General features: G+C 65.5%; 21 protein-coding genes. 10 read left to right on the plus strand and 11 right to left on the minus strand.

Going from position 1 to position 23,076, the window contains the following annotated elements; all coding sequences use genetic code 11:
• The first annotated feature begins 106 nt into the window (after nucleotides 1-106).
• The 4 genes from gmd to AC58EF_RS18945 all read left to right on the plus strand — a co-directional run bounded on the left by gmd (nucleotide 107) and on the right by AC58EF_RS18945 (nucleotide 4,195).
• A complete protein-coding gene (gene gmd / locus AC58EF_RS18930) occupies nucleotides 107-1,141 on the plus strand; it encodes a GDP-mannose 4,6-dehydratase (RefSeq protein ID WP_497277919.1) in 1,035 nt (344 codons plus the stop codon).
• A 14-nt stretch (nucleotides 1,142-1,155) separates the two neighbouring features.
• Complete coding sequence (locus tag AC58EF_RS18935; RefSeq protein WP_497277920.1) at nucleotides 1,156-2,055, plus strand: NAD-dependent epimerase/dehydratase family protein; 900 nt, start codon at nucleotides 1,156-1,158, stop codon at nucleotides 2,053-2,055.
• A 126-nt stretch (nucleotides 2,056-2,181) separates the two neighbouring features.
• Nucleotides 2,182-3,357, plus strand: a complete 1,176-nt coding sequence (locus AC58EF_RS18940) for a polysaccharide biosynthesis/export family protein (RefSeq protein ID WP_497277921.1) — start codon at nucleotides 2,182-2,184, stop codon at nucleotides 3,355-3,357.
• A 7-nt stretch (nucleotides 3,358-3,364) separates the two neighbouring features.
• Nucleotides 3,365-4,195, plus strand: coding sequence for a class I mannose-6-phosphate isomerase (locus AC58EF_RS18945; protein WP_497277922.1), 831 nt, complete (start codon nucleotides 3,365-3,367; stop codon nucleotides 4,193-4,195).
• 80 nt (nucleotides 4,196-4,275) lie between these two features.
• Here the strand turns inward: AC58EF_RS18945 and AC58EF_RS18950 are convergent, their stop codons facing one another.
• Nucleotides 4,276-5,367, minus strand: coding sequence for a mannose-1-phosphate guanylyltransferase/mannose-6-phosphate isomerase (locus tag AC58EF_RS18950; RefSeq protein ID WP_497278056.1), 1,092 nt, complete (start codon nucleotides 5,365-5,367; stop codon nucleotides 4,276-4,278).
• Between the two features lie 253 nt (nucleotides 5,368-5,620).
• Between AC58EF_RS18950 and AC58EF_RS18955 the strand changes: the two genes are divergently transcribed.
• The 4 genes from AC58EF_RS18955 to AC58EF_RS18970 all read left to right on the plus strand — a co-directional run bounded on the left by AC58EF_RS18955 (nucleotide 5,621) and on the right by AC58EF_RS18970 (nucleotide 10,115).
• Nucleotides 5,621-6,412, plus strand: a complete 792-nt coding sequence (locus AC58EF_RS18955; RefSeq protein WP_497277923.1) for a sulfite exporter TauE/SafE family protein — start codon at nucleotides 5,621-5,623, stop codon at nucleotides 6,410-6,412.
• 99 nt (nucleotides 6,413-6,511) lie between these two features.
• Complete coding sequence (cysD, locus tag AC58EF_RS18960) at nucleotides 6,512-7,426, plus strand: sulfate adenylyltransferase subunit CysD (RefSeq protein WP_497277924.1); 915 nt, start codon at nucleotides 6,512-6,514, stop codon at nucleotides 7,424-7,426.
• The gene (cysN, locus tag AC58EF_RS18965; RefSeq protein ID WP_497277925.1) at nucleotides 7,426-9,342 is read left to right on the plus strand and encodes a sulfate adenylyltransferase subunit CysN; all 1,917 of its coding nucleotides are present in this window, start codon (nucleotides 7,426-7,428) and stop codon (nucleotides 9,340-9,342) included. Before cysD ends, cysN begins: the two co-directional genes overlap by 1 nt.
• Before the next feature lie 23 nt (nucleotides 9,343-9,365).
• On the plus strand, nucleotides 9,366-10,115 hold the full coding sequence (locus tag AC58EF_RS18970) for a 3'(2'),5'-bisphosphate nucleotidase CysQ (RefSeq protein WP_497278058.1): 750 nt from the start codon (nucleotides 9,366-9,368) through the stop codon (nucleotides 10,113-10,115).
• Nucleotides 10,116-10,140: 25 nt separating this feature from the next.
• Here AC58EF_RS18970 and AC58EF_RS18975 read toward each other — a convergent pair whose 3' ends face one another.
• The 8 genes from AC58EF_RS18975 to AC58EF_RS19010 form a co-directional block, all read right to left on the minus strand.
• Nucleotides 10,141-11,253 carry a glycosyltransferase gene (locus AC58EF_RS18975; RefSeq protein ID WP_497277926.1) on the minus strand — a complete coding sequence of 371 codons (1,113 nt, stop codon included), beginning with the start codon at nucleotides 11,251-11,253 and terminating at the stop codon, nucleotides 10,141-10,143.
• Nucleotides 11,250-12,335: a sugar-transfer associated ATP-grasp domain-containing protein gene (locus AC58EF_RS18980; RefSeq protein WP_497277928.1), complete on the minus strand. Its 1,086-nt coding sequence runs from the start codon at nucleotides 12,333-12,335 to the stop codon at nucleotides 11,250-11,252. Before AC58EF_RS18980 ends, AC58EF_RS18975 begins: the two co-directional genes overlap by 4 nt.
• Before the next feature lie 3 nt (nucleotides 12,336-12,338).
• Nucleotides 12,339-13,160: an NTP transferase domain-containing protein gene (locus AC58EF_RS18985; protein ID WP_497277929.1), complete on the minus strand. Its 822-nt coding sequence runs from the start codon at nucleotides 13,158-13,160 to the stop codon at nucleotides 12,339-12,341.
• Nucleotide 13,161: 1 nt separating this feature from the next.
• Entirely contained in the window at nucleotides 13,162-14,214 is a 1,053-nt protein-coding gene (locus tag AC58EF_RS18990; protein WP_497277930.1) for a D-alanine--D-alanine ligase family protein, read from the minus strand.
• Nucleotides 14,215-14,292: 78 nt separating this feature from the next.
• Nucleotides 14,293-15,915, minus strand: coding sequence for an NAD(P)/FAD-dependent oxidoreductase (locus tag AC58EF_RS18995; RefSeq protein ID WP_497277932.1), 1,623 nt, complete (start codon nucleotides 15,913-15,915; stop codon nucleotides 14,293-14,295).
• Nucleotides 15,916-16,116: 201 nt separating this feature from the next.
• Nucleotides 16,117-17,403, minus strand: a complete 1,287-nt coding sequence (locus AC58EF_RS19000) for a PepSY-associated TM helix domain-containing protein (RefSeq protein ID WP_497277933.1) — start codon at nucleotides 17,401-17,403, stop codon at nucleotides 16,117-16,119.
• Nucleotides 17,403-19,433 (minus strand): TonB-dependent receptor family protein, encoded by a 2,031-nt coding sequence (locus AC58EF_RS19005; RefSeq protein ID WP_497278060.1) that lies wholly within the window; start codon nucleotides 19,431-19,433, stop codon nucleotides 17,403-17,405. The genes AC58EF_RS19000 and AC58EF_RS19005 overlap by 1 nt, the downstream gene beginning before the upstream one ends.
• Nucleotides 19,434-19,503: 70 nt before the next feature.
• Nucleotides 19,504-19,914, minus strand: coding sequence for a DUF2946 family protein (locus tag AC58EF_RS19010; protein ID WP_497277934.1), 411 nt, complete (start codon nucleotides 19,912-19,914; stop codon nucleotides 19,504-19,506).
• Between the two features lie 117 nt (nucleotides 19,915-20,031).
• Here AC58EF_RS19010 and AC58EF_RS19015 point away from each other — a divergent pair, with 117 nt between their 5' ends.
• Nucleotides 20,032-20,442 (plus strand): MerR family transcriptional regulator, encoded by a 411-nt coding sequence (locus AC58EF_RS19015; protein ID WP_497277935.1) that lies wholly within the window; start codon nucleotides 20,032-20,034, stop codon nucleotides 20,440-20,442.
• Nucleotides 20,443-20,489: 47 nt separating this feature from the next.
• The gene (locus AC58EF_RS19020) at nucleotides 20,490-22,292 is read left to right on the plus strand and encodes an acyl-CoA dehydrogenase C-terminal domain-containing protein (protein ID WP_497277936.1); all 1,803 of its coding nucleotides are present in this window, start codon (nucleotides 20,490-20,492) and stop codon (nucleotides 22,290-22,292) included.
• A gap of 61 nt (nucleotides 22,293-22,353) precedes the next feature.
• Here the strand turns inward: AC58EF_RS19020 and AC58EF_RS19025 are convergent, their stop codons facing one another.
• Entirely contained in the window at nucleotides 22,354-22,542 is a 189-nt protein-coding gene (locus AC58EF_RS19025) for a hypothetical protein (protein ID WP_497277938.1), read from the minus strand.
• A 181-nt stretch (nucleotides 22,543-22,723) separates the two neighbouring features.
• Nucleotides 22,724-22,933 carry a hypothetical protein gene (locus AC58EF_RS19030; RefSeq protein ID WP_497277939.1) on the minus strand — a complete coding sequence of 70 codons (210 nt, stop codon included), beginning with the start codon at nucleotides 22,931-22,933 and terminating at the stop codon, nucleotides 22,724-22,726.
• Between the last annotated feature and the right edge of the window lie 143 nt (nucleotides 22,934-23,076).

The raw sequence follows: 23,076 nt of genomic DNA on the forward strand, positions 1-23,076 counted from the left end.
ACCTGCGCAACATATACCCCCTCGCCGAAGCCGCAAACGCCGGCTTCCAACTCTCCCGCGTCGGTGGCGCGGGCACAACACACTAACTCAAACCAGGCAGAGATTCATGAAAACAGCTATTGTAACGGGCATTTCCGGCCAGGACGGCGCCTATCTGGCCGAATTGCTGCTGGCCAAGGGCTATATGGTCTATGGCACCTATCGCCGGACGAGTTCGGTCAATTTCTGGCGGATCGAGGAACTGGGCATCGCCGACCATCCCAATCTGCATCTGGTCGAATATGATCTGACCGATCTGTCCACCACCATCCGGCTGCTGCAGAAGTCCGGTGCGACCGAGGTCTATAATCTGGCGGCGCAGAGCTTTGTCGGCGTGTCATTCGAACAGCCGCTGACGACCGCCGACATTACCGGCATCGGCCCGCTCAACCTGCTGGAGGCGATCCGCATCGTCAATCCGGCGATCCGCTTCTACCAAGCCAGCACGTCGGAGATGTTCGGTAAGGTGCAGGCGGTCCCGCAGACCGAAACCACCCCCTTCTGGCCGCGCAGCCCCTATGGCGTGTCGAAGCTCTACGCCCATTGGTGCACGGTCAATCATCGCGAGAGCTACGGCATTTTTGGTTGCAGCGGCATCCTCTTCAACCATGAAAGCCCGTTGCGGGGCCGCGAGTTCGTGACCCGCAAGATCACCGACAGCGTCGCGAAAATCGCGCTCGGCAAGCTGGACTGCCTGGCGCTCGGCAATATCGACGCAAAGCGCGACTGGGGCTTCGCCAAGGAATATGTCGAGGGTATGTGGCGGATGCTTCAGGCAGACGAACCCGACACCTATGTGCTGGCGACCAACCGCACTGAAACCGTGCGCGATTTTGTGCGCCTGGCGTTCAAGTCGACCGGCGTCGACATCGAATTTTCCGGCGAAGGGGAACAGGAGATCGGCATCGACACCGCATCGGGCAAGACGCTGATGCGGATCGATCCGCGCTTCTATCGTCCGGCCGAAGTCGACCTGCTGATCGGCGACGCTAGCTATGCCAAGGAAAAGCTCGGCTGGGAGCCTCAGACGTCGCTCGAACAATTGTGCGACATGATGGTGCAGGCCGATCTCCGCCGCAATGAGGCGGGCGCGAGCTTCTGACCGGAGGACGGGCGATGGCGACGACCCTCATCACCGGCGCGGGTGGCTTTACGGGCCGCTACCTTGCTCGGCGGCTCGCCGGGCAAGGCCATCGCATATGCGGCCTGTTCCGCGACGCACCCGAGGAAGCCATCGAGGGCATCGCGGAAAGCCAAGTCTGCGATCTGACGGACGGCGCCGGGCTGCAGGCCGTGCTGGACGCTGTCCGGCCCGATCATGTCGTCCATCTGGCGGCCATCGCCTTTGTCGCTCATGGCGATATCGGCGAAATGTATCGCACCAACATAATCGGCACGCGCACCCTGTTGGGCGCGCTGGAAACGATGGAGCATAAGCCGCGGTCTGTTCTGGTCGCGAGCAGCGCCAACATTTATGGCAATGGACGCGCCGGCGTGCTGGACGAAAGCATGTCCCCCTCCCCCGCCAACGACTATGGCGTGACGAAGGTGGCGGGCGAATTGATTTGCGGCCTTGCCGCCGTGCGCCTGCCGGTCATCGTGACCCGGCCGTTCAACTATACCGGGGTCGGCCAGTCCAAGAGCTTCCTGATCCCCAAGATCGTCGATCATGTGCGTCGCCGCGCGCCGGAGATCGAATTGGGCAATCTGGACGTGGCGCGCGACTTTTCGGACGTCCGCATGGTCGTGGATGCCTATGCCCGGCTGTTGGAAACCCCGGCGGCCGTCGGCGGCACCTTCAACGTCTGTTCAGGCCACGCAACCAGCCTGCACGAGGTCCTCGATTCCGTCCGACGCCTTTCCGGCCATGATTTCGCCGTGCGGGTCAACCCCGCCTTCGTCCGCGCCGATGAAGTCAAATCGCTGTGCGGCGACGCCACGAGGATCGAAGCCGTGATCGGAGCGCTGGATCATGTTCCGCTGGACGACACGCTCCGCTGGATGCTGACGACATGAGGTGACAGCATTGCAGCCGGTCGATATTAGTCTTGCAACCGGCTGTGGCCGATTGTTTTGAAAGAGTGGCATCTGAACAGCTTGCACCGGGATGCCGAATTTAGCCCCGGGGCATTAGGAGACTTCATGAATAGCTTGTTGCATCGTCGGATCGGCACCCGTCTTCCTCGCCTGTGCCTGACCGCCGCGCTGCTGGCCACAGCCGCCTGCACGTCGGTCGGGCCGAGTACGCAAAGGATCGCGAATGTCGGCGACAGCCCTAATGTCTCCATCCGCGGGATCCAGGTGATCCGCCTGGACGAACAGATGCTGGCGGCGCGTCCGCGCGCCACGGCGACCGACTTCGCATCGGCCCTGGGCCAGACGAATGCGGTCGGGGAAACGGTCGGCCAGGGCGATGTGCTGGAAATCACCATCTGGGAAGCGCCGCCGGCGGTTCTGTTCAGTTCCGCTCCCGCCGTCAGTTCGGTCGACACCAGCCGCGCCACGGCGTTGCCGGAATTCATCGTCGGCGAAACGGGCAGCATTTCCGTGCCTTTCGCCGGGCTGGTGCCTGTCAGGGGCCGGCGACTGGACGAGATCGAGCGCGATATCACGGCGCGGCTGCGCGGCAAGGCCCATCTGCCGCAGGTCGCCGTGCGCCTGCTCCGCAACCAGAGCGCCAACGTCGCGGTGGTCGGCGAGGTGACGTCCAGCACGCGGATGCCGTTGACGCCCAAGGGCGAGCGAATTCTCGACGCGATCGCCGCGGCCGGCGGCACGCGAGCGCCATCGGACAAGGTGACTATTCAGGTCAGCCGGAACGGACAAATCTATGCCATGCCGATGGCGGCCGTGATCGGCGACCCCAACCAGAATGTCGTGCTGAAACAGGGCGATGTCGTGACCGCGCTGTTCCAGCCCTACAGCTTCACCGCCCTGGGCGCGGCCGGCAAGAATGAAGAGGTTCTTTTCGAGGCGACCGGCATTACCCTTGCCCAGGCGATAGGCCGCATGGGCGGCCTGCAGGACGGCCGGGCCGATGCGAAGGGCTTGTTTCTTTTCCGCTGGGAAGACCCGGCACTGGTTCCCAACCGCGGCACCGATGTCGTACCGGGACCCGATGGCAAGATTCCGGTCATCTATCGCGTCGACATGAAGGATCCGGCCACCTATTTCGCGATGCAGCATTTCGCCGTGCGGAACAAGGATGTGCTCTACATATCCAACAACCCGGTTGCCGAGGTCCAGCGCATCATCGGCCTGTTCGCGTCCACCGTCCTGCCGCTGGTCGCGATCGACAATGCCGTCAGTTCGAATTGACGCAACCATGAAGCGCAGCGAACCGGTCAGCGCCATGCAACGATTGCAACCACGCCTTGTGGAAAAGCCATGGGGGCGCTCGACCCTGCCCGCCATCTTCGGGGAGGCAGGCGGGGCGCCGGTCGGCGAGATCTGGTTCGAAAGCGAAGCCGGACAGGACCTGCCGCTGCTGGTCAAATATATCTTCACCAGCGAGCGGCTGTCGATTCAGGTTCACCCCGACGATGCGACGGCCCAGGCCGCCGGCCTGCCGCGCGGCAAGGAAGAAATCTGGTATATCCTCGATTGCGAGCCGGGCGCGACGCTGGGGATCGGCATCAAGCAGTCCATGACTCCGCAGGCCTTCCATGCCGCAGCGCTCGATGGTTCGATCGAGGACATGATCGACTGGAAACCGGTGCAGCCCGGCGATTGCTATTTCATCCCGGCCGGCACCGTTCACGCCATCGGGGCCGGGATCGTCCTGGCCGAAATCCAGCAGAATGCCGACATCACCTATCGCCTCTATGACTATGGCCGACCGCGTGAACTGCATCTAGACCAGGGGCTGTCGGTCAGCCTGCTGGAGCCTTATCGGCGCCCTGCGGTTCATGCGCCGCTCGGGGCGAAAGACAGCCTCCTCACCCCCGCCGACGCACCGTTTCGCCTGACGCTGCGCCATTGGGACGCTGGCGTTCTTACTTTACCGGCGGCCGAGCAGATCTGGTTCACGCCGCTGGATGGCCATGGCACCGTCGACGGTGCGGACTGGGCCAGGGGCGAATGCTGGCTGCTGGATGGTGGATGCCGGATCGAAGCCCTGGCGCCTGCATCCGCGCTGATCGCCACGCTCGCCTGACAACGGCGCGCCGCGCACGCAATCGATATCACAGACACCCGCCACGTCGGACCGGCACGGCGGGTGTCGCAATCAGCGGATCAGCCGAAAGCGCCGGCCTTGACCTTCTCCACCACGGCCTTGACGTCCTGGGAACGGTCGCGCGGCATGACCAGCACACCCTTCGCCGTCGACACGACCACCGAATCGCGCAATCCGATCGTGGCGACCGGCGGACCGCCATCGACATAGATGAGATTGCCCGCGCCATCGACGCTGACAGACCCGCCCTTCGTCGTATTGCCGGCATCATCCCGGTCGCGGATCGCCCAAAGTGCGTCCCATGAACCGACATCGGACCAGCCCATGTCGACCGGCACCACGGCCGCGCGATCCGTCTTTTCCATCACGCCGACGTCGATCGACACATCGGGACTGGCGCCGAAGGCGGAACCATCGGGTAGGATGAAGCCGTCCTCTTCCCGCGCGTCGGCCATGGCGCGCGCGGCGCAAGCCGCCACCTCCGGTGCGTGCCGCTCCATCTGGTCGAGCAGGGCGCCTGCGCTGAACAGGAAAATGCCGCCATTCCAATAATGACGGCCGCCCGCCAGATAGGCTTCGGCCTGGGCGCGCGGCGGTTTTTCGACAAATTGGGCCACCGCATGGACCATAGCCTCTTCGCCCAGCGCGTCGCCCTTGGCGATATAGCCATAGCCGGTTTCTGGATAATGCGGCTGAATGCCGAAGGTCACGAGTCGTCCGTCAAGCGCGGCCGGAACGGCGGCCGCGATCGCGGCATGAAAGGCGGGCACGTCCGCGATGACATGATCCGAAGGCATGACCAGCATCAGCGCATCACGATCCCGAGCGGCGATCCAGCAGGCGGCAAGGGCGATGGCGGGCGCGGTGTTCCGCGCCATCGGCTCCAGGATGACGGCTGCCGGGACATGATCCAGCGCCGCCACCTGTTCCCGCACCAGCGGCCCATGGCCGGCGCTCGACACGACCAGTGCGGGCTTGAACCCGCTCACACCCATGGTGCGCAGCAAAGTCTCCTGCATCATGGACCGTTCGGTCACGAGCGGAATGAACTGCTTGGGACATTCCGGTCGCGACAGCGGCCATAGACGTGTGCCGGAACCACCAGACAAGATGACCGGATAGATGGATGCTTGAGAAGAGATGGCAGAAATGGCTAATCGTCCCTGTTAATTGTCTTGGGCTTGATCCGCATACCGACGCGACCAAAAAGTCGACGCAGCATGTCAATCGGCCCATTTACGCCTGTCTATTCGGGCAAATGAACCGATGCAATGCGATGTAACGAACCGACATCCTTTTTGTGCATTGCGCCCGATCAACAAAAAAGGTTGTTCGCCGCGGGTTGCTGCGGATATCCCCTGCAAGTGATCGCCCGATCAGGGCCTTGCGGACCTGGGGGCGCGAATGGATTGGTTGCATGTGGTCGCCGGACTGTTCGTCGGCGTCATGGTGGGCATGACCGGCGTAGGTGGCGGATCGCTGATGGCACCGATCCTGATCCTGCTGTTCGGCGTTTCGCCGACCACCGCAGTCGGCACCGACCTCTGGTTCGCGGCCATCACCAAGTCCGTGGGCGGCTTCGTCCATCATCATCATGGCGGCGCGCATGGCGGCCCCGACTATGAGGTCATCCGCCGCCTCTGCATCGGCAGCCTGCCCGCCGCTCTCATCGTCCTGATTCTGCTGTCCCGGATTGACGCCCACCAGATCAAGAGCGGCCTCATCATGACGGCGCTCGGCGTCGTCCTGATCCTGACCGCAATCGCGACCCTGTTCCGCAGCCGTTTCCACCACTGGGCGGTTCATGCCCGCACCGATACGGCGAGCAGTTTCCTGCGCTATCAGGCCGGGCTGACCGTGGCGGCCGGCGCGCTGCTGGGGGTGATGGTGACGTTGACATCGGTAGGCGCCGGCGCGCTGGGCGCGACGCTGCTGCTCGCGCTCTACCCGTTGCGGATGCGGTTGCAGAGGCTGATCGCAACCGACATCGTCCATGCCGTGCCGCTGACGCTGGTGGCGGGCATGGGGCATTTGTGGATCGGCAACTTCAACCTGATGCTGTTGCTCAACCTGCTCATCGGCTCCATCCCCGGCATCATCCTGGGATCGATGCTGGCGTCGAAGGTGCCCGAGCGGGTGTTGCAGCCCTTGCTGGCCCTGGTGCTGCTGGTCGCGGGATGGCGCCTGATCGGCTGACCGGGGCAGCGAAGGCGGGGCAAATGGCACCCCTCCCATATGGGAGGTTTCATTCACATTGCTTGCTGTCATGACTCCGCGCACAGAAATTGCGAGGATATGTTGGTGGACGCAAAGACTCTGACCCATTTGGAGCGACTCGAAGCCGAGAGCATCCACATCCTGCGGGAAGTGGTGTCGGAGGCGGAGAAGCCGGTGATGCTCTATTCCGTCGGCAAGGACAGCGCGGTGATGCTGCACCTGGCGCGCAAGGCCTTCTACCCTTCGCCGCCGCCCTTCCCGCTGCTGCATGTCGACACGACCTGGAAGTTCAAGGCGATGTACGAGCTGCGCGACCGGATGGCGCGCGAAAGCGGCATGGAATTGCTGGTCTACCAGAATCCCGAAGCGCAGGAACGCGGCATCAACCCGTTCGACCATGGCCCGCTCCACACCGATATGTGGAAGACCGAAGGGCTGAAGCAGGCGCTCAACCTCTACGGCTTCGACGCGGCCTTCGGCGGCGCGCGTCGCGACGAAGAAAAGAGCCGCGCCAAGGAGCGCATCTTCTCCTTCCGCACCGCTTCGCACGGCTGGGACCCCAAGAATCAGCGGCCGGAATTGTGGAACCTCTACAATGCCCGCAAGAACAAGGGCGAGAGCATCCGCGTCTTTCCGATCAGCAACTGGACCGAGCTGGATATCTGGCAATATATCCACCTGAACGACGTGCCGATCGTGCCGCTCTATTTCGCCGACCAGCGCCCGACCGTGGAGCGCGACGGCATGTTGCTGATGGTCGATGACGAGCGCTTCCCGCTCAAGCCCGGCGAGGAGCCGGTGATGCGATCGATCCGCTTCCGCACATTGGGCTGCTACCCGCTGACGGGCGCGGTCGAGAGCGAGGCGAAGACGCTGCCGGGGGTGATCCAGGAGACGCTGCTGACCACCACCTCGGAACGGCAGGGCCGCGCGATCGACAAGGATGCCGGCGGCGCCGGCATGGAGAAGAAGAAGCAGGAGGGGTATTTCTGATGTCGGACATTATCGCTGACGAACCGGTCTACCGGACTGATGCCCTAATAGCCGAGGACATCGACAAATATCTGGAAGTCCATCAACACAAGACGATGCTGCGCTTCATCACTTGCGGGTCGGTGGATGACGGCAAGTCGACGCTGATCGGCCGCCTGCTCTACGACAGCAAGATGATTTTCGAGGATCAGCTCGCCGCGCTGGAGGCGGACAGCAAGAAGGTCGGCACCCAGGGGCAGGAAATCGACTTCGCCCTGCTGGTCGACGGCCTGGCCGCCGAGCGCGAACAGGGCATCACCATCGACGTCGCCTATCGCTTCTTCGCCACCGAAAAGCGCAAGTTCATCGTCGCCGACACGCCCGGCCATGAACAATATACGCGCAACATGGTGACGGGCGCGTCCACCGCCGACCTGGCCGTCATCCTGATCGACGCGCGCAAGGGTGTGCTGACCCAGACGCGCCGCCACAGCTATCTGGCGCACCTGATCGGCATCCGCAACATCGTGCTGGCGGTCAACAAGATGGACCTGGTCGACTATGATCAGGCGGTCTTCGACGCGATCGTCAAGGATTATACCGCGTTCGCCAATTCGATCGGGATCAAGGCGTTCACGCCCATGCCGATCTCCGGCTTCAAGGGCGACAATATCACCGGCCCGTCGGCCAACACGCCCTGGTATAAGGGGCCGGCGCTGATCGAGCATCTGGAAACGGTGGAGGTCAACAGCGCCACCGACGCGGACAAGCCGTTCCGTATGCCGGTGCAGTGGGTCAATCGGCCAAACCTGGACTTCCGCGGCTTTTCCGGCCTGATCGCGACCGGCACGGTGAAGCCGGGCGACGCGGTGCGTGTGCTGCCTTCGGGCAAGACATCGACCGTCACCCGCATCGTCACGCTGGGTGGCGACCTCGATCAGGCGGTGGCCGGCCAGTCGGTGACGCTGTGCTTCGCCGATGAGATCGACTGTTCGCGCGGCGACGTCATTGCTCTGGCCGACAATCCGCCCCAGGCGGCCGACCAGTTCGAGGCGACCATCGTCTGGATGGCGGATGACGAGATGCTGCCAGGCCGCTCCTACTGGCTCAAGATCGGCACGCAGACCGTGACCGCGACGATCCAGCAGCCCAAATATCAGGTCAACGTCAACACGATGGAGCATCTGGCGGCCAAGACGCTGGAACTCAATGCCATCGGCGTCGCCAACCTGTCGACCGACCGGCAGATCGTATTCGAGCCTTATGAGAAGAACCGCACGCTGGGCGGCTTCATCCTGATCGACAAGATCAGCAATGCGACCGTCGCTGCGGGGATGCTGCACTTCTCGCTCCGCCGCGCGCAGAATGTCCATTGGCAGGCGACCGACGTCAGCCGCGACTTCCATGCGGGCCTCAAGAATCAGAAACCGGCCGTGCTGTGGTTCACCGGCCTGTCGGGCGCGGGCAAATCGACCATCGCCAATCTGGTCGAGAAGAAGCTCGCCCGGATGAACCGTCACACCTTCCTGCTGGATGGCGACAATGTCCGCCATGGCCTGAACAAGGATCTGGGCTTCACCGATGCCGACCGGGTGGAGAATATCCGCCGCGTGGGCGAGGTGGCGAAGCTGATGACCGACGCGGGCCTGATCGTCATCACCGCCTTCATCTCGCCCTTCCGGTCGGAACGCGACATGGTGCGGCAGATGATGCAGCCGGGCGAGTTCGTCGAGGTGCATATCGACACGCCGCTGGCCGAAGCCGAGGCGCGCGACGTCAAGGGCCTCTACAAGAAGGCGCGGTCGGGGGAACTGAAGAACTTCACGGGCATCGACAGCCCCTATGAAGCGCCGCACGACCCGGAAATCCGCATCGACACCACGGCCATGACCGCCGAGGAAGCGGCCGACGCTATCGTCGCGAGGCTGATCCCATGAGCGGCGCGATCGACATCGCGGCGATGACCGACGCCGATCTCGCCGCCCATCTCGCCGATGTGGCAGGGCGCATATTGGTGGAGGTCCGCGCGTCCGGCCTGTTCAGCGCCAAGGCGCTGGGCAAGGCCGGCGATCAGACCGCCAACCAGTTCCTCTGCCACGCCCTGCGCGAGGTGTGTGCCGACGACGGGCTGCTGTCCGAGGAGGAGAAGGACAATCCCCTGCGGCTCGACAAGAGCCGGGTATGGATCGTCGACCCGGTCGACGGCACGCGCGAATATGGCGAGGAACGGTCCGACTGGGCGGTGCATGTCGGGCTGGCGATCGACGGTCAGCCGGCGATCGGCGCGGTCGCGCTGCCGGGACTGGATGGCGGCACGGTGCTGCGGTCCGACCAGCCGCGCGCGGTGCCGCCCGCGCCGGACAAGCTGCGCATGGTCGTCAGCCGCACCCGCCCCGCCGCCGAGGCGGTCGCCGTGGCGCAGGCGCTCGACGCCGAACTGGTGCCGATGGGCAGCGCCGGGGCCAAGGCCATGGCCGTGATCCTGGGCCAGGCCGACATCTACCTGCATAGCGGCGGCCAATATGAATGGGACAGCATGGCGCCGGTCGCCGTCGCCCTTGCCCACGGCCTGCACGCCAGCCGCATCGACGGCAGCCCGCTCGTCTATAACCAGAGCGACGTCTACCTGCCCGATCTGCTCATCTGCCGCAAGGAACATGCCGACGCAGTGCTGGGCCATATCGCCGCGCTGGCGAGGGACGCCGCCTGACCACGGAACGGCCGGGTGATGTGGATCACCCGGCCAGCAATCGTCCGGCCAGCTTCGCCCAGCCGGCCGACACGCTGTCCATTTCGAACATCGCGATACGATCGCCGGGCCGTATCCGGGTCGCGGGATCGACCTGCCGGGCCATGGCCTGCGCCATCGCCTGCGCATCGGCCGGGTCGACCAGCAGCCCGTGGCGGCCATCGCCGAGCAGCTGCGCCGCATTGCCTGCGCTCACCGACGCGACGCAGGGTGCATCGACGGCCATCGCCTCCAGCAGCACATTCGCCGATCCCTCCCACCAGGAGGGCAGCAGGAAGGCGTCGCAGCGCGCCAGCCAGGGGAAGACATTGGCGACCGTGCCCGGCAGCGCCAGATCATCGGCGATGCCGAGCTGGCGAGCCTGCGCCGCCAGCGTCTCCCGCGCGTCGTCGCGGCTTTCACCCAGGATGATAAGGCGCGCGGGCCGTTCCCGGCGCAGCAGCGCGAAGGCGCGCAACAGGGTGCCGAAATTCTTTTGCGGCGCCAGCCGGCCGATGGCGAGCAGCACCGGCACATCCTGCCCCAACCACGGATGAGGCGGCCCGTCCCCGATCCGACGACGCGCGGCGGCGGCATCGATGCCATTGACGATCACGCTCAGCCGTTCATCGCGCGCCGCGCCCGCAAAGGCCGGCGTATCGGCCAGGGTCGGCGACACCAGCACCAGATGCGCCGCGTCTGCCGCGATCAGCCGCGCCATCGCGCTGCGACCCCAACGCTTCAGGCCGCCTGACGGCGCGCCGGCCATGCTGCGCATGATGTCGTTGCTGATGCGATAGACGCGCTTTACGCCCGGCACGCCGCGGCTTCCCGCCCAGGCGGTGCCATGGCCATGATTGCCGGCGGAGATCAGCATGGCCGGCCGTTCGCGCAGCAGATGTCGGCGCAGCGCCAGCGCCGCCTGCGCCTTTTCCCGCAGGCGCGACGGCCGCGCCCGCGGCAGCAGCGCATGATGTGCGACGCCCGCCACGCCCTCGCCTCCCGGCAGCGCCGTCACCAGTTGCACGTCATGCCCCTGTGCGGCGAGGTCGGCCGCGATCAGCCGCGCATTACGCACCACGCCGGTCGCGACCAGCGCATGGACATAGATGCAGATCAACGGCCGCGCCGGTCCCATTGCACGACCCGCGCGCCGCGCCAGCGCTCGACCGGCAGCTGGCCCAGATGATGACGATAGAGCGCGCCCAGCCGCGTATCGGCCAGACCCTGCCCGCTCACCAGTTGCAATATGTCGGTGCCGGGATTCCAGTTTCCCTCGATCAGCACCGGCCCTTCGCTGGTCAGGCCGACGTCCCATCCGATCACGGTGAAGCCCGTAAAGGCCAGATGCGCGCGGCAGGCCAGTGCGATCGCTCCGGCCAGGTCAGGAACGGGCCTGCCGGCGATCACGGCGCCGGTGGTCGGATGCCGGTCATGCGGCGTCGGCCGTTCGACGCCACCCAGCCAGGCCGTCAGGCAGCGCCCCTGATCGTCAATCCCCAGCACCAGATTGCCGGCGTTGAAATTGTCGACCGGCCGCGACCCGCCCGCCGACAGGCGCAGCGCCAGGCCGCAGGCTTCGGGCGCGCCGCTTTCGTCCAGGCAGGTGACGACCCGCAGGGTCGGCAGCGCGCCGGGAGACAGGTCGGCCAGCGCCCGATGGGTCGGCAATCGCCGCTGGATCACCCCGCCCGCCCGCCACAGGTCGCGCAGCCGGGCATGAAGCGCAGCATCGGCGATCGGTCCGTCGGCTCCCTGCCACCCCGCGTCGATGCGCCGGAACCGCTCCACCCCCTGTCCCTTGGACCGGAAACTCGGCTTGGCGATGATGTCGCATTCCCCCGCCAGCCAATCGCCCAGATCCTCGCGCACCGGATCGCAGGCCGCGGCGATCGGCAGGTCGGCCTGCCGCGCGACGCAGGCGAAAAGCTGCTTGTTCTTGAGCGGGTTGGCGGTGAAGGGAAAGGCGGCCGGATTAAGCAGCCGGTGCACGCCCTTGCGGTCGCGCATCGACAGGCCGGCCCGCCGCACGTCCTCCGGCAGCAATAATCGCTCCGACGAGGACCAGCCGCCCCCACCCGCCTTTGCCAGCAAACGCGCAAGGCCGCGCGCGCCCGGCGCCCAGTGCCGACGCAGCCCGCCATGATAGGCGGCGAGCAGGCTATTCTCGTCCCGGGCCGGGACCGCGCGAATGGTGAGCAAATGTTACTCCGCGGCCTGCATCAGGATCGCGCGCTGGTCGAGCAATTCGGTGGCGACGCCATGCGAGCGGCTGTTGTCGACATCGATCGCCACTGCGCCGTCCGACAAGATCACCGGCGCGATCGTCATGCGGAAGCGGCGGGAAAAACGCTCGAACGTCGCCGCCAGCGTGCCGAGGCCGAAACGGAAACGGATGAGGTTCAGGAGGCCGAATGCGCCGATAATGCGCAGCGGATGCTTCACGAACTGCCCGCCCGACCGGAATGTCTCGGCCGCGGCCAGCGCCGCGCGGTCCCTCAGCCAATAGGTGTTGCAGTTGGAATAGCTGTCTTCGGCGAAGCGGTAGAATTTGCGCTGTCCTTCGGGATGGGCCGCCAGCACGGAAGCGCGCCGGGTGAAGGCGACGGCGGCGGCGGCGCTCTGCGCCTTGCAGCCGTCCAGCATCTCCGCCACCGCCGGCGGGGTTAGCAGCACATTATCCGCGGTGGTGATGAGCAGCGGGAAAGCGGCGCCCTCCGCCGCCGCCAGCACCGAATCGACCAGATTGGGCCGGGCGGCGACCGGGACCAGCCGGCCGGTGGCGATCAGGCCGCGCAGCTGCGGCAGCCTTTCCAGCACCTGCGGCTGCTCGATCGCGACGCGGATTTCACCGATCCGGTCGCTCGCCGCCAGCGCGTCGATGACATGGACCAGCATCGGCTGGCCCGCGACCGGGACCAGGCATTTATGGGTGACGCCCGCTTCCAGCGCCAGCGGATCGGTCGCGCCATCGCGCTTGCCGGCCAGCACCAACGCCGTCGCGGCGCCTTCTTTTCGGCCGCCCATGTCAGGCCGCGACCCGCAGAGGCGCTTCGGTCAGCAGCCCCTGCCGCTCCAGGCTGTGGCCGATGATCGTTTCGACCAAAGTCTGATGATCCACCCCGATCGACCGGGCCGAGCGCGAAATCGTCTTTTTCGACCAGAGGTTGCAGGACAGGTTCACTTCCATGAACTGCACCGCGCCGCTGACCGGATCATAGCGAAACTCGAACCGGCCATAGTCGAACGGCCACAATTCCGGCAGCAGCCGGCGGGTCATCTCCTCCAGCTGCGCCAGCAACGCGCGGTCCTCGACCAGCACCAGCGGATCGTCGCCCGCTTCGACCAGGCCGCGCTTTTCCTCATGGCTGCGCGCGCGATGGGGATCGGCGGGGACATACATCATAGGCGGCAACAGCCAGGGCTGTCCGCCGCTGCCGCCGACCACGGGGACGGCGACATCCAGCAGCGGCGCCCAGGCTTCGACCAGCACGTCATGCCCTTCGCCATGCAGATAGTCGATCTGCGCCTGCGCCTGCGCCCAGCTGTCGACCATGGCGAGGCCCCAGGAGGCGGAAGAGGCGTTGGGCTTCACCACCAGCCGTTCGGCGCGGAAGGCGGGTTCGGCGGGCAGGCCGCCCCGGCGAAAAATCTGCGCGGGCATGGTCGGCACGCCATGGGCGCTGGCGATCAGCTTGCTCAAATATTTGTCGTCCGACACGCCGCGCAGGATCGGGCTGGCGCCCATATGCGGCACGTCGCGCCAACTGAGCAGCAGCGGCGCCATCATCTCGCTATTCTGGAAACCGCCGCGATTGAGCAGAGTGACGACGAAATCGACGTCCGGCCGCTCGAACAGCGCCTCATAGCTGTTGGCGACCCGGATATGGAGGCCGATATCCTCCAGCGTGGTGCGCATCTCATGATGATAGATGGCGTGATTGCCGTCGACAGCGTCGGGCGCGCCGGTCGCCCGCGCATGTTTGGCGAGGAAGAGGACGCGCAGCCGGGCCTTGTCGGCCGGGGAGATGCGCACGCAACGGTCCATATGGGTCATGCGGCCCTTTTGCCCGATGCGCATGACATGCCCTTGACCGGGCGATGACGCCCCCGAGACGGGACGGCTGCACGGTCGTGACGGGGCAATGACGGGAAGATGTCAGTCGGCGGTGATCGCCCGCGCAACCGCCTCCGCCACCTTGATGCCGTCGATCGCGGCGGACAATATGCCACCGGCATAGCCCGCGCCCTCGCCCGCCGGATAGAGGCCCGCGACGTTGAGGCTCTGGAAATCCTTGCCTCGCGTGATGCGCAGCGGCGAGGATGTGCGGGTTTCCACGCCCGTCATTACCGCGTCGGGATGGTCGTAATCGGCGAGTTGCCGGCCGAAGACAGGCAGCGCCTCGCGAAACGCCTCGATCACGAAGGGTGGCAGGCACATCGACAGGTCGGTCGGGGTGACGCCGGGCTTGTAGGAGGGCGTTACCGATCCGAACGCCGTCGAAGGCCGCCCGGCGAGGAAATCGCCCACCGTCTGTCCCGGCGCCCAATAGGAGGAACCGCCCGCGACATAGGCCAGACTTTCCCAATGGCGCTGGAAATCGATCCCGGCGAGCGGCCCGCCCGGATAGTCGCGCGCCGGGTCGATGCCGACGACCAGCCCCGAATTGGCGTTGAATTCGGCGCGGCTATATTGGCTCATGCCGTTGGTGACGACGCGCCCCTCTTCGGACGTGGCGGCGACCACCCGCCCACCCGGACACATGCAGAAGCTGTAGACGGTGCGGCCATTGTCGCAATGATGGGCAAGGCTGTAGGCGGCCGCGCCCAGATCGGGGTGGCCGGCGCACTGGCCGTAGCGGGCGCGGTCAATCCAGCTTTGCGGATGCTCGATCCGCACGCCGATCGAAAAGGGCTTGGCCTCCATATGGACGCCCTGGCGGTGCAGCATCTCGAAGGTCGGGCGGGCGCTGTGGCCGACCGCCATGACGACATGGTCCGTCTCGATCACGCTGCCGTTGTGCAGGACAAGCCCGCGCAGCCGCTGCGTCCCGTCGCCCTGCCGCTCCAGCACCAGATCGTCGACGCGGTGCTGCCAGCGATATTCGCCGCCCAGCGATTCAATCTGCCTGCGCATCGATTCCACCATCGAGACGAGGCGGAAGGTGCCGATATGGGGATGGGCTTCCCAGAGGATATCGTCCGGCGCACCGGCGGCGACGAATTCCTCCAGCACCTTGCGGCCCAGGAAACGCGGGTCCTTCACCCGGCAATAGAGTTTGCCGTCGGAGAAGGTGCCCGCCCCACCCTCGCCGAACTGGACGTTGGAATCGGGATTGAGTTCGGCGCGGCGCCACAGGCCCCACGTATCCCTGGTCCGCTCGCGCACTTGCCTGCCCCGATCGAGGATGATCGGTCTGAACCCCATCTGCGCCAGGATCAGGCCCGCGAACAGCCCGCACGGCCCCGCGCCGATCACCACCGGCCGCCTGCCCTGCCAGCCTTCGGGAACATGGGCGACGAACCTGTAGGCCGTATCCGGCGTCGGGCGGACGTCATGGTCGCCGGCGAAGCGATCCAGCACGGCGGCTTCGTCGGCGACATCGACGTCGAGCGTGTAGACGAGCTGGATCGCGTTCCTACGCCGCGCATCATTGCCGCGCCGCACGACGCTGTGGCCCCGCAACGCCTGCGGTTCGATCGCCAAGCGCTGGCAAATGGCGACGGGCATCGCCTCGGCCGGGTGGTCGAGGGGCAGTTTCAGGCCGGAAAGACGGATCATGGTGCGAGCCCATAATGGCTTGGGCCGCGAAAGGAAACTAGTGGTCCGATTCTGACATTTGCTACCCTATCGGATGGGGGCGTTCAAATGTCAGAATCCTTTCGGACCACTAGTAATTTTATGATTCTAGTGGATTTTACGATTTTGACATTTGCAGGCCGATCCCAACCGCCAAGGGATGCAAATGTCAAAATCAATCCACTAGGCGCGCCGCACCCGCCCCGCCAGCCACTCGCCCGCCAGCGCCGCCGCCATGCTGAGTCCTGTCAGCGGAAAGACCAGACCCAGCATCACCATCAGCCCGGCCACCGTTCGCTTTGCGCGCGATGATGGCGGCGGCGGTGCGGACAGGCGGCCATCGCGCCGACGCTTCCACCACAGGACCGGCGCGGTAAGGCAGAGCGCCAGCAGGCACAGGCATCCCGCCAGCATCAGCAGGCGGTTCACCTCGCCATATTGCTCGCCCTGATGCGTGGCGATGCCCCATTCGACCGTCTTCGCGCCCATGCCGAACTCACGCCAGTCCATGTCCTGCACCACCGCGCCGTCCGCTGCATCGATCGCAATGGCGCGGGCGTCGTCGGCGCGGCTGGCGGTCGCCGTCACCAGATAGGGCGCGCCCGGGGTCGCGGGCAGGAAGAGTTGATAGCCCGCCGACAGGCCGCGCCGCCCGGCGATGCGGACGACCGCGTCGATGCCGATGTCGCGCGGCGCCCGTGCCGCCGGCGCATCGCCCTCCCGCAGGGTCCAGGGCAACGCCTCCTTCGCGGCGGGCGCCCAGGGATTGACCTGCATCGGTGGACGCCCCGCGCCATTGGCGGCGATCACCGCGCGCAGCCCGCCGCCCCAGACATCGGTCCAGGGCATACCCGTCACCGCGAGGAACAGGATCAGCGCCGCCGACAAGAAGCCGAGCGTGCCATGCAGGTCACGCCAGAAAAGCCGGCCGCGCGCGCTGCCCCGAACCGCCAGCGCCGGCTGGCCACGCCGGGGCCAGCGCAGATAGAGGCCGGTGACGCACAGGATGATGGCCCATCCGGCCACCACCTCGACCAGCCGGTTCCCCACCGGCCCCGTGATCGCCAGGCTGTGCAGGGTCTTGACCGTCTGCATCAGCCCGCCGTCGCGCATCTGCCCCAGGACGCGCCCGTCACGCGGGTCGACGAAATGGATGATCGTTCCTCCGCCTTCCGTCGGCGTGACCACGCGCCAGCTTTCCCCATCCGCTGCCGGGCGCAGCACTTGCGTCGCCTTCGCGCCCGCCTGCCGCTCGGCGGCGGCGACGATCCGCGAGGGCGGCAGTAGCGGCATGGCGACGCCGGACGACAGCCGCACCGGATAGATCAGCGCCTCCAGCTCCGGCTTGTAAAGGTAGAGCGCGCCGGTAACGGCCATCAGCGCCAGCACCGGCAGGACGATCAGCCCGGCATAGAAATGCCAGCGCCACATGGCGCGATAGAAGGCGCCCTGTTCCACGGTCGCGCCCATCAGAAACGCGCCCGCACGCCGGCATAGAAGGCGCGGCGCTCGACGGGATAGAAGCTGACGCTGCCCTCGTCGGGGGCGGTGGTCGGGTTGTCGGGCGTATAGCGGACCAGCGCGCTGATGTCGCCGATCGCCCGTTCCTTCGTCAGGTTGCGTGCGTCGAGGAACAGGGTGACGCCATCGCGGACCTGCGCCTGCGCGCCAAGGTTGAGCAGCGCATAGCTGCCGACACGCTTCGTGTTGGCATAGTCGACCCAGGCGCCCTGCGGCAACCATTCCACCGCCGGTGAGACGCTGAGCTGATCCGTGCCCAGCTTCAATTCCGCCCGGTAGAAATGGCGCGGCACGACCGGCAGGCGATTGTCGCCGAACTGGACATCATCGCGGAAGCGGAAATCGCTATATTGATAGACCTGCCGCAGGCTGGCCCAGGGCGCAAACGTCAGGTCCAGCCCCGCCTCCAGCCCCTGATGCCGGGTCTTGCCGGCATTGAAGGTGGCGGCCGGGATGGTGCCCGCCACCACGCTATATTGCAGCATCTCCCCCCTTATGTCGGCGCGATAGAGGCTGATGTCCCAGGCAGCGATACCCAGCCGTCCGCGCGTGCCGACTTCCGCCGTCCATGCCTTTTGCAGGCCTACGGGCGTGAATCCGGGCGCGCCGCCGGCCGGGGTCTGGCTGAGTTCGCCAAAGCCGGGCAGTTCGACCGACCGGCTGACATTGGCGTAGAATTGCAGCGTTTCGACCGGCTGGTAGAGCAGGCCGAATTTGGGCGCGAAGGCGTCGAAATCAGCCTCTCCGCTGCGCGCCGGGGCGAAGCGATTGGTGATGCGGCGCTCACCATGGCTGTAGAGGCCGCCGCCGATCAGCCAGAGATTGGGCACGGGCGCGATGCGGACTTCGCCATAGCTGTTGATCGTCTGCGCCGTCTGCCGGGCATTGGCGGTGATCGCGCCGCGCCGGCCCGAAACATTGACGAACTGCCTTGCCTCGACCGTGCCGAACCGCGCCTGGCTGCCGATCGTCAGTTCGACGGGCATCGCGCCGATCTCGCCCGCCAGGTCGAGGCTGACGAACAGGCCGCGATCCTCCGATTTCTGGTCGATGACCTGATAAATGGGATGGAACAGGCTTTTCGCATTATAGAAGAGGCCGAAGGCGAGGCTGCCATGGCCCAGATCGACGGTCGTGCGATTTTGCAGGCGGATCGAATCGATGTCGCGCGCCTGATCGCCAACGAAACTTCCCCTGGCCGGGTTGGTCAGGACATCCTTCTCGCTCAGCGCGCCGGCGAGGTGCTGGCGGATCGTCTGCGCGCTGGCATAGAAACGGGTTTCGACGCCCTCGCCCAGCCTCAATCCGACATTGCCGTTGAAGCGCAGCGCCTTGCGATCGCCATGGGCGCGGTCGCTGTCGGATCGGTCGCCCGCGACAGCGAAATAGACATCTCCACGGTCATCGGCGTGACCATAGGCGATCTTGCCACGCAGCGTGTCGAAACTGCCGCCATCGAGGCGCAGTTCCACGCCCGGCGCGCTGCGGCCGGTCGGCGTCACCGCATTGATCGCCCCGCCCAGCGTCGATCCGCCGAAGCGCAGCGCATTGCCGCCGCGATACACCTCGATATGCTGGAAAATCTGCGGGTCCAGTTCCTGGAAATCGCCATTGTCGTCGGCCGAATTGATCGGGATGCCATCCTGCAACAGGGTCAGGCCGCGCATATGATAGCCGCGCGACAGGCCGGAGCCGCGGATCGAGAGGCGCACTTCCTGCCCGAAACGCGGCTGGGTGTAGACTCCTGGCGAAAAGGCCAGCGCGTCGCGGAGCGAGACGGCGAGCCTGTCTTCAAAATCCTCCGCTGCAACGACATCGACGCCGCCGGGGGTCTTTTGAACGCGGGACGCCGCCGCTTCGACGATCGGGCTGGCGGTGACGATGATCGCCCTCTGATCGCCCTCTTCGGCGAGGGCGGGAGTGGCGGACAGGAGGAGGGCGCACAGCGGCAGGCTGCGCGCGGCATGGACATGATGCATTAGTTTGGTAACTTTCTGAAAAGGCATGACAAAGCCACGCGCCGATGCAGGGCGAGGCGGATATCGGCTTTCAGAAGATCGCGGGCGGTCCCACGGACGGAGGCGGCGGCGCGGCGAGCCGGGCGATGAGACCGGTCTTGAGCGCGAAGGCGATGGGACCAAAGGCCAGTTGCCAGGCCGGCAACGGCAGGTCGGCCAGCAGCAGCGGCGGCACCACCGGCTGGACCGAGGCGGCGAAGGGGCAATGCTGCCGCCCCGTCATGCCGTCATCGGGTCGATGGTCGCGCCGATCGGGCGCCTGGCCGCGGTCGACAACGACATTGACAGGCCCGGTTCCGGTGCAGAGCGTGACCACCACGCCCTTTTCCGTCCTTACCGGCATGAAGCCCGCCGGCGCGATGATCTGAATCGCCAGGACGAGCAGCGCCAGCGCGGCCAGCAGGCCACGCGCGCCTTCGCTCTGTCGGATCGCCCCCATCATGCGCCCGCCGTAGCGGCTTGGCCCGCGCCTGTCACTGAGGCAAAAGGACCATGGGAACGGATTGGACTCTCTTTCACTAACCTTGACGTAAACGTAAAGCGGGGTTACATCGGCATCATGGACAAGCGCAGCAGCATCGCCGGCATCGAACTGCCCGACCATAGCGAACGGCAGAGCTACAGCATCACCGACCTTTCCGAAGAGTTCGGTGTCACCGCGCGAGCGCTGCGCTTCTACGAGGATGAAGGGCTGATCTCGCCCGAACGGCAAGGCCTGTCCCGCATCTATTCGCGCCGCGACCGCGCCCGGCTGGCGTGGATATTGCGGGGCAAGCGAGTCGGCTTCAGCCTCACCGAAATCCGCGAGATGATCGACCTTTATGACGCCGACGAGGCGCATGAGGAACAGCGCCGCGTCACCGTGGACAAGTGCCGCGCGCGCATCGACCTGCTGACGCGGCAGAAGGACGATATCGACGCCGCCATCGACGAACTCGCCGCTTTCGTCGCAACCATCGAAGACAATTAAGCCCTCCCCCCCGCCGGGGGTCCCGAATAACATGTCAGGAGAAGATCATGCCCAGCTATGCCGCCCCCATTCGTGACACCCGCTTCGTGCTGGACCATGTCGTCGGGCTGGACCGCTACGCCAACCTGCCCGGCTTCGAGAACGCCACCCCCGACCTGGTCGATGCGATCCTGACCGAAGGCGGCAAGCTGGCGGCGGAGATTCTCTTCCCGCTGAACGCGGTTGGCGACAAGGAAGGCTGCACCCGCAACCCCGACGGCAGCGTGACCACGCCGACCGGCTTCAAGCAGGCGTTCGACACCTATGTCGAGGGCGGCTGGACGACGCTGCACGGCCCGGTCGAATATGGCGGCCAGGGCCTGCCCAATGTCGTCGCGGCGGCGGTGGGCGAATATGTGCTGTCGTCCAACCACAGTTTCGAAATGTATCATGGCCTGACCAGCGGCGCCGTTTCCGCCCTGCTGGCCAAGGGCAGCGACGAACTGAAGCAGAAATATGTCCCCAACATGGTGTCGGGCAAATGGACCGGCACGATGAACCTGACCGAGCCGCACGCCGGCACCGACCTTGGCCTCATCAAGACCAAGGCCACGCCCAATGACGATGGCAGCTACGCCATCAGCGGCACGAAAATCTTCATCTCCGCCGGCGAGCATGACCTGGCGGAGAATATCATCCACCTCGTCCTCGCCAAGACGCCGGGCGCGCCCGACAGCAGCAAGGGCATCTCGCTCTTCGTCGTGCCGAAGTTCCTCGTCAACGCCGACGGCTCGCTGGGCGACCGCAACGCCGTGTCCTGCGGGTCGCTGGAGCATAAGATGGGCATCCATGGCAACGCGACCTGCGTCATGAACTATGACGGCGCGACCGGATGGATGGTGGGCGAGGAGAATAAGGGCCTGGCCGCCATGTTCATCATGATGAACGCCGCGCGCATGTGGGTGGGAATGCAGGGGCTGGGTCAGGCCGAAATCGCCTATCAGAACGCCGTTCACTATGCCCATGATCGCCGTCAGGGCCGCGCGCTCACCGGCCCCAAGGAGCCGGGCGAAAAGGCCGATACGCTGTTCGTCCATCCCGACGTGCGCCGCATGTTGATGGAAGCCAAGGCGCTGACCGAGGGGCTGCGCGCGCTGATGCTGTGGGGCGCGTTGCAGGTGGACCTGGCCCATCAGGCCGCAACCGAAGAGGAGCGGCAGGCCGCCGACGATCTGGTCCAGCTGCTGACGCCGGTGCTCAAGGGCTATGGCACCGACAAGGGCTTCGACGTCGCGGTGATGGCGCAGCAGGTGTTCGGCGGCCATGGCTATATCTGGGAAAATGGCGTCGAGCAGTATGTCCGCGACGCGCGCATCGCCCAGATCTACGAAGGCACCAACGGCGTGCAGGCGATGGACCTGGTCGGGCGCAAGCTACCGATGAACGGTGGCCGCGCGCTCCAGGGCTTCCTGAAGATGGTCGGTGACGAAGTCGCCGCCGCGAAGGATAATGAGAAGCTGGCGGGCATCGCCGAAGCACTGGAAAAGGCCAGCGGGCAGCTCGGCGCGGCGACCATGTGGCTGATGCAGAACGCCATGAAGAACCCCGACCATGCCGGGGCCGGCGCGCATCATTACATGCATATATTGGGCATCGTCGCGACGGGCCTGATGTGGCTGCGCATGGCGAAGGCGGCCGCCACGCTGATCGAGGCGGGAGACGGCGACGCCAAATATCTGGAAGCCAAGCTGGTTACGGCACGTTTCTTCGCCGAACGGATCATGCCCGATGCGGGGTCACTGCGCCGCAAGATCGAGGGCGGCGCCGATGCGCTGATGGCGCTCGATCCCGAAATGTTCCTGGCCGCCTGAACCAGGCGACCAGCATCAAGGCAAGCGAAAGGCGGCCATATGGCCGCCCTTTTCGCATGGCTCAGGCTGCGAGCGACAGCTGTTCCTCGACCGGAACCGGGGTCACATGATCGGCGACCGGCGCCTTGGTCCTATTAAGCGCGGCGATATAGCGCTTGGCCGAAACCACATCACGACGATAGGCGAAATAAAGCGACAGCAGGGAAAACATCTTGGAGCCTCGATTGGGGAATTTGCTGCGTTGCAGCATTACGACTTATGTGGGCTTCCGCGGGGCTTTTCGCAAATGCAATGGAATCGAAGGCGATTGCAGTTAATGTATCTCCACCCCATGGCGCATAGGGTTGCGCCATGGGGTGGAGATATTCGGGAAGGCTGGAAGCGGCCAAAGCCGGAAATTCAATTGCAAATAAACCTGTTCCAGAACCGGACTAAGCAGGATTTCGTTCCGGCCCGTATAAGGGATCGGGAACAGTCCACGCAGAAGGCAAATCTGAAAAGTTACCCCACAGGTTCCACTCGCCGTTAGCTGCATCAAACGATGCCAGTCCCCATTGGGGTGGGTCAGGCCAGCCAAACCAATCCCGATCAATCAAAAACAAGATTTCGTTGCCAAACTCGGCAACGAACCCCGTTCCCATCTTTCGCGCCCAATCGTGGTCGTCTCCGAGTGCGGATATCGCTGGCCAGTCGTTTAAGCCCGCACGCCGCCAAGTAAGTGGCCAGCTTGCGCGTTCGCGATACCCCTTCTTCATAGAACGAGATCGCAAAAAGCTCGCCTTCC

The organism is Sphingobium sp. WR1 (assembly GCF_059693745.1).

Coding starts and splice junctions, on each gene's coding strand:
- gmd (WP_497277919.1), top strand. CDS start 107: ATGAAAACAGCTATTGTAACGGGCATTTCCGGCCAGGACGGCGCCTAT.
- AC58EF_RS18935 (WP_497277920.1), top strand. CDS start 1,156: ATGGCGACGACCCTCATCACCGGCGCGGGTGGCTTTACGGGCCGCTAC.
- AC58EF_RS18940 (WP_497277921.1), top strand. CDS start 2,182: ATGAATAGCTTGTTGCATCGTCGGATCGGCACCCGTCTTCCTCGCCTG.
- AC58EF_RS18945 (WP_497277922.1), top strand. CDS start 3,365: ATGAAGCGCAGCGAACCGGTCAGCGCCATGCAACGATTGCAACCACGC.
- AC58EF_RS18955 (WP_497277923.1), top strand. CDS start 5,621: ATGGATTGGTTGCATGTGGTCGCCGGACTGTTCGTCGGCGTCATGGTG.
- cysD (WP_497277924.1), top strand. CDS start 6,512: ATGTTGGTGGACGCAAAGACTCTGACCCATTTGGAGCGACTCGAAGCC.
- cysN (WP_497277925.1), top strand. CDS start 7,426: ATGTCGGACATTATCGCTGACGAACCGGTCTACCGGACTGATGCCCTA.
- AC58EF_RS18970 (WP_497278058.1), top strand. CDS start 9,366: ATGACCGACGCCGATCTCGCCGCCCATCTCGCCGATGTGGCAGGGCGC.
- AC58EF_RS18985 (WP_497277929.1), bottom strand. CDS start 13,160: ATGGGCGGCCGAAAAGAAGGCGCCGCGACGGCGTTGGTGCTGGCCGGC.
- AC58EF_RS18990 (WP_497277930.1), bottom strand. CDS start 14,214: ATGCGCATCGGGCAAAAGGGCCGCATGACCCATATGGACCGTTGCGTG.
- AC58EF_RS18995 (WP_497277932.1), bottom strand. CDS start 15,915: ATGATCCGTCTTTCCGGCCTGAAACTGCCCCTCGACCACCCGGCCGAG.
- AC58EF_RS19000 (WP_497277933.1), bottom strand. CDS start 17,403: ATGGGCGCGACCGTGGAACAGGGCGCCTTCTATCGCGCCATGTGGCGC.
- AC58EF_RS19005 (WP_497278060.1), bottom strand. CDS start 19,433: ATGCATCATGTCCATGCCGCGCGCAGCCTGCCGCTGTGCGCCCTCCTC.
- AC58EF_RS19010 (WP_497277934.1), bottom strand. CDS start 19,914: ATGATGGGGGCGATCCGACAGAGCGAAGGCGCGCGTGGCCTGCTGGCC.
- AC58EF_RS19015 (WP_497277935.1), top strand. CDS start 20,032: ATGGACAAGCGCAGCAGCATCGCCGGCATCGAACTGCCCGACCATAGC.
- AC58EF_RS19020 (WP_497277936.1), top strand. CDS start 20,490: ATGCCCAGCTATGCCGCCCCCATTCGTGACACCCGCTTCGTGCTGGAC.
- AC58EF_RS19025 (WP_497277938.1), bottom strand. CDS start 22,542: ATGCTGCAACGCAGCAAATTCCCCAATCGAGGCTCCAAGATGTTTTCC.
- AC58EF_RS19030 (WP_497277939.1), bottom strand. CDS start 22,933: ATGGGAACGGGGTTCGTTGCCGAGTTTGGCAACGAAATCTTGTTTTTG.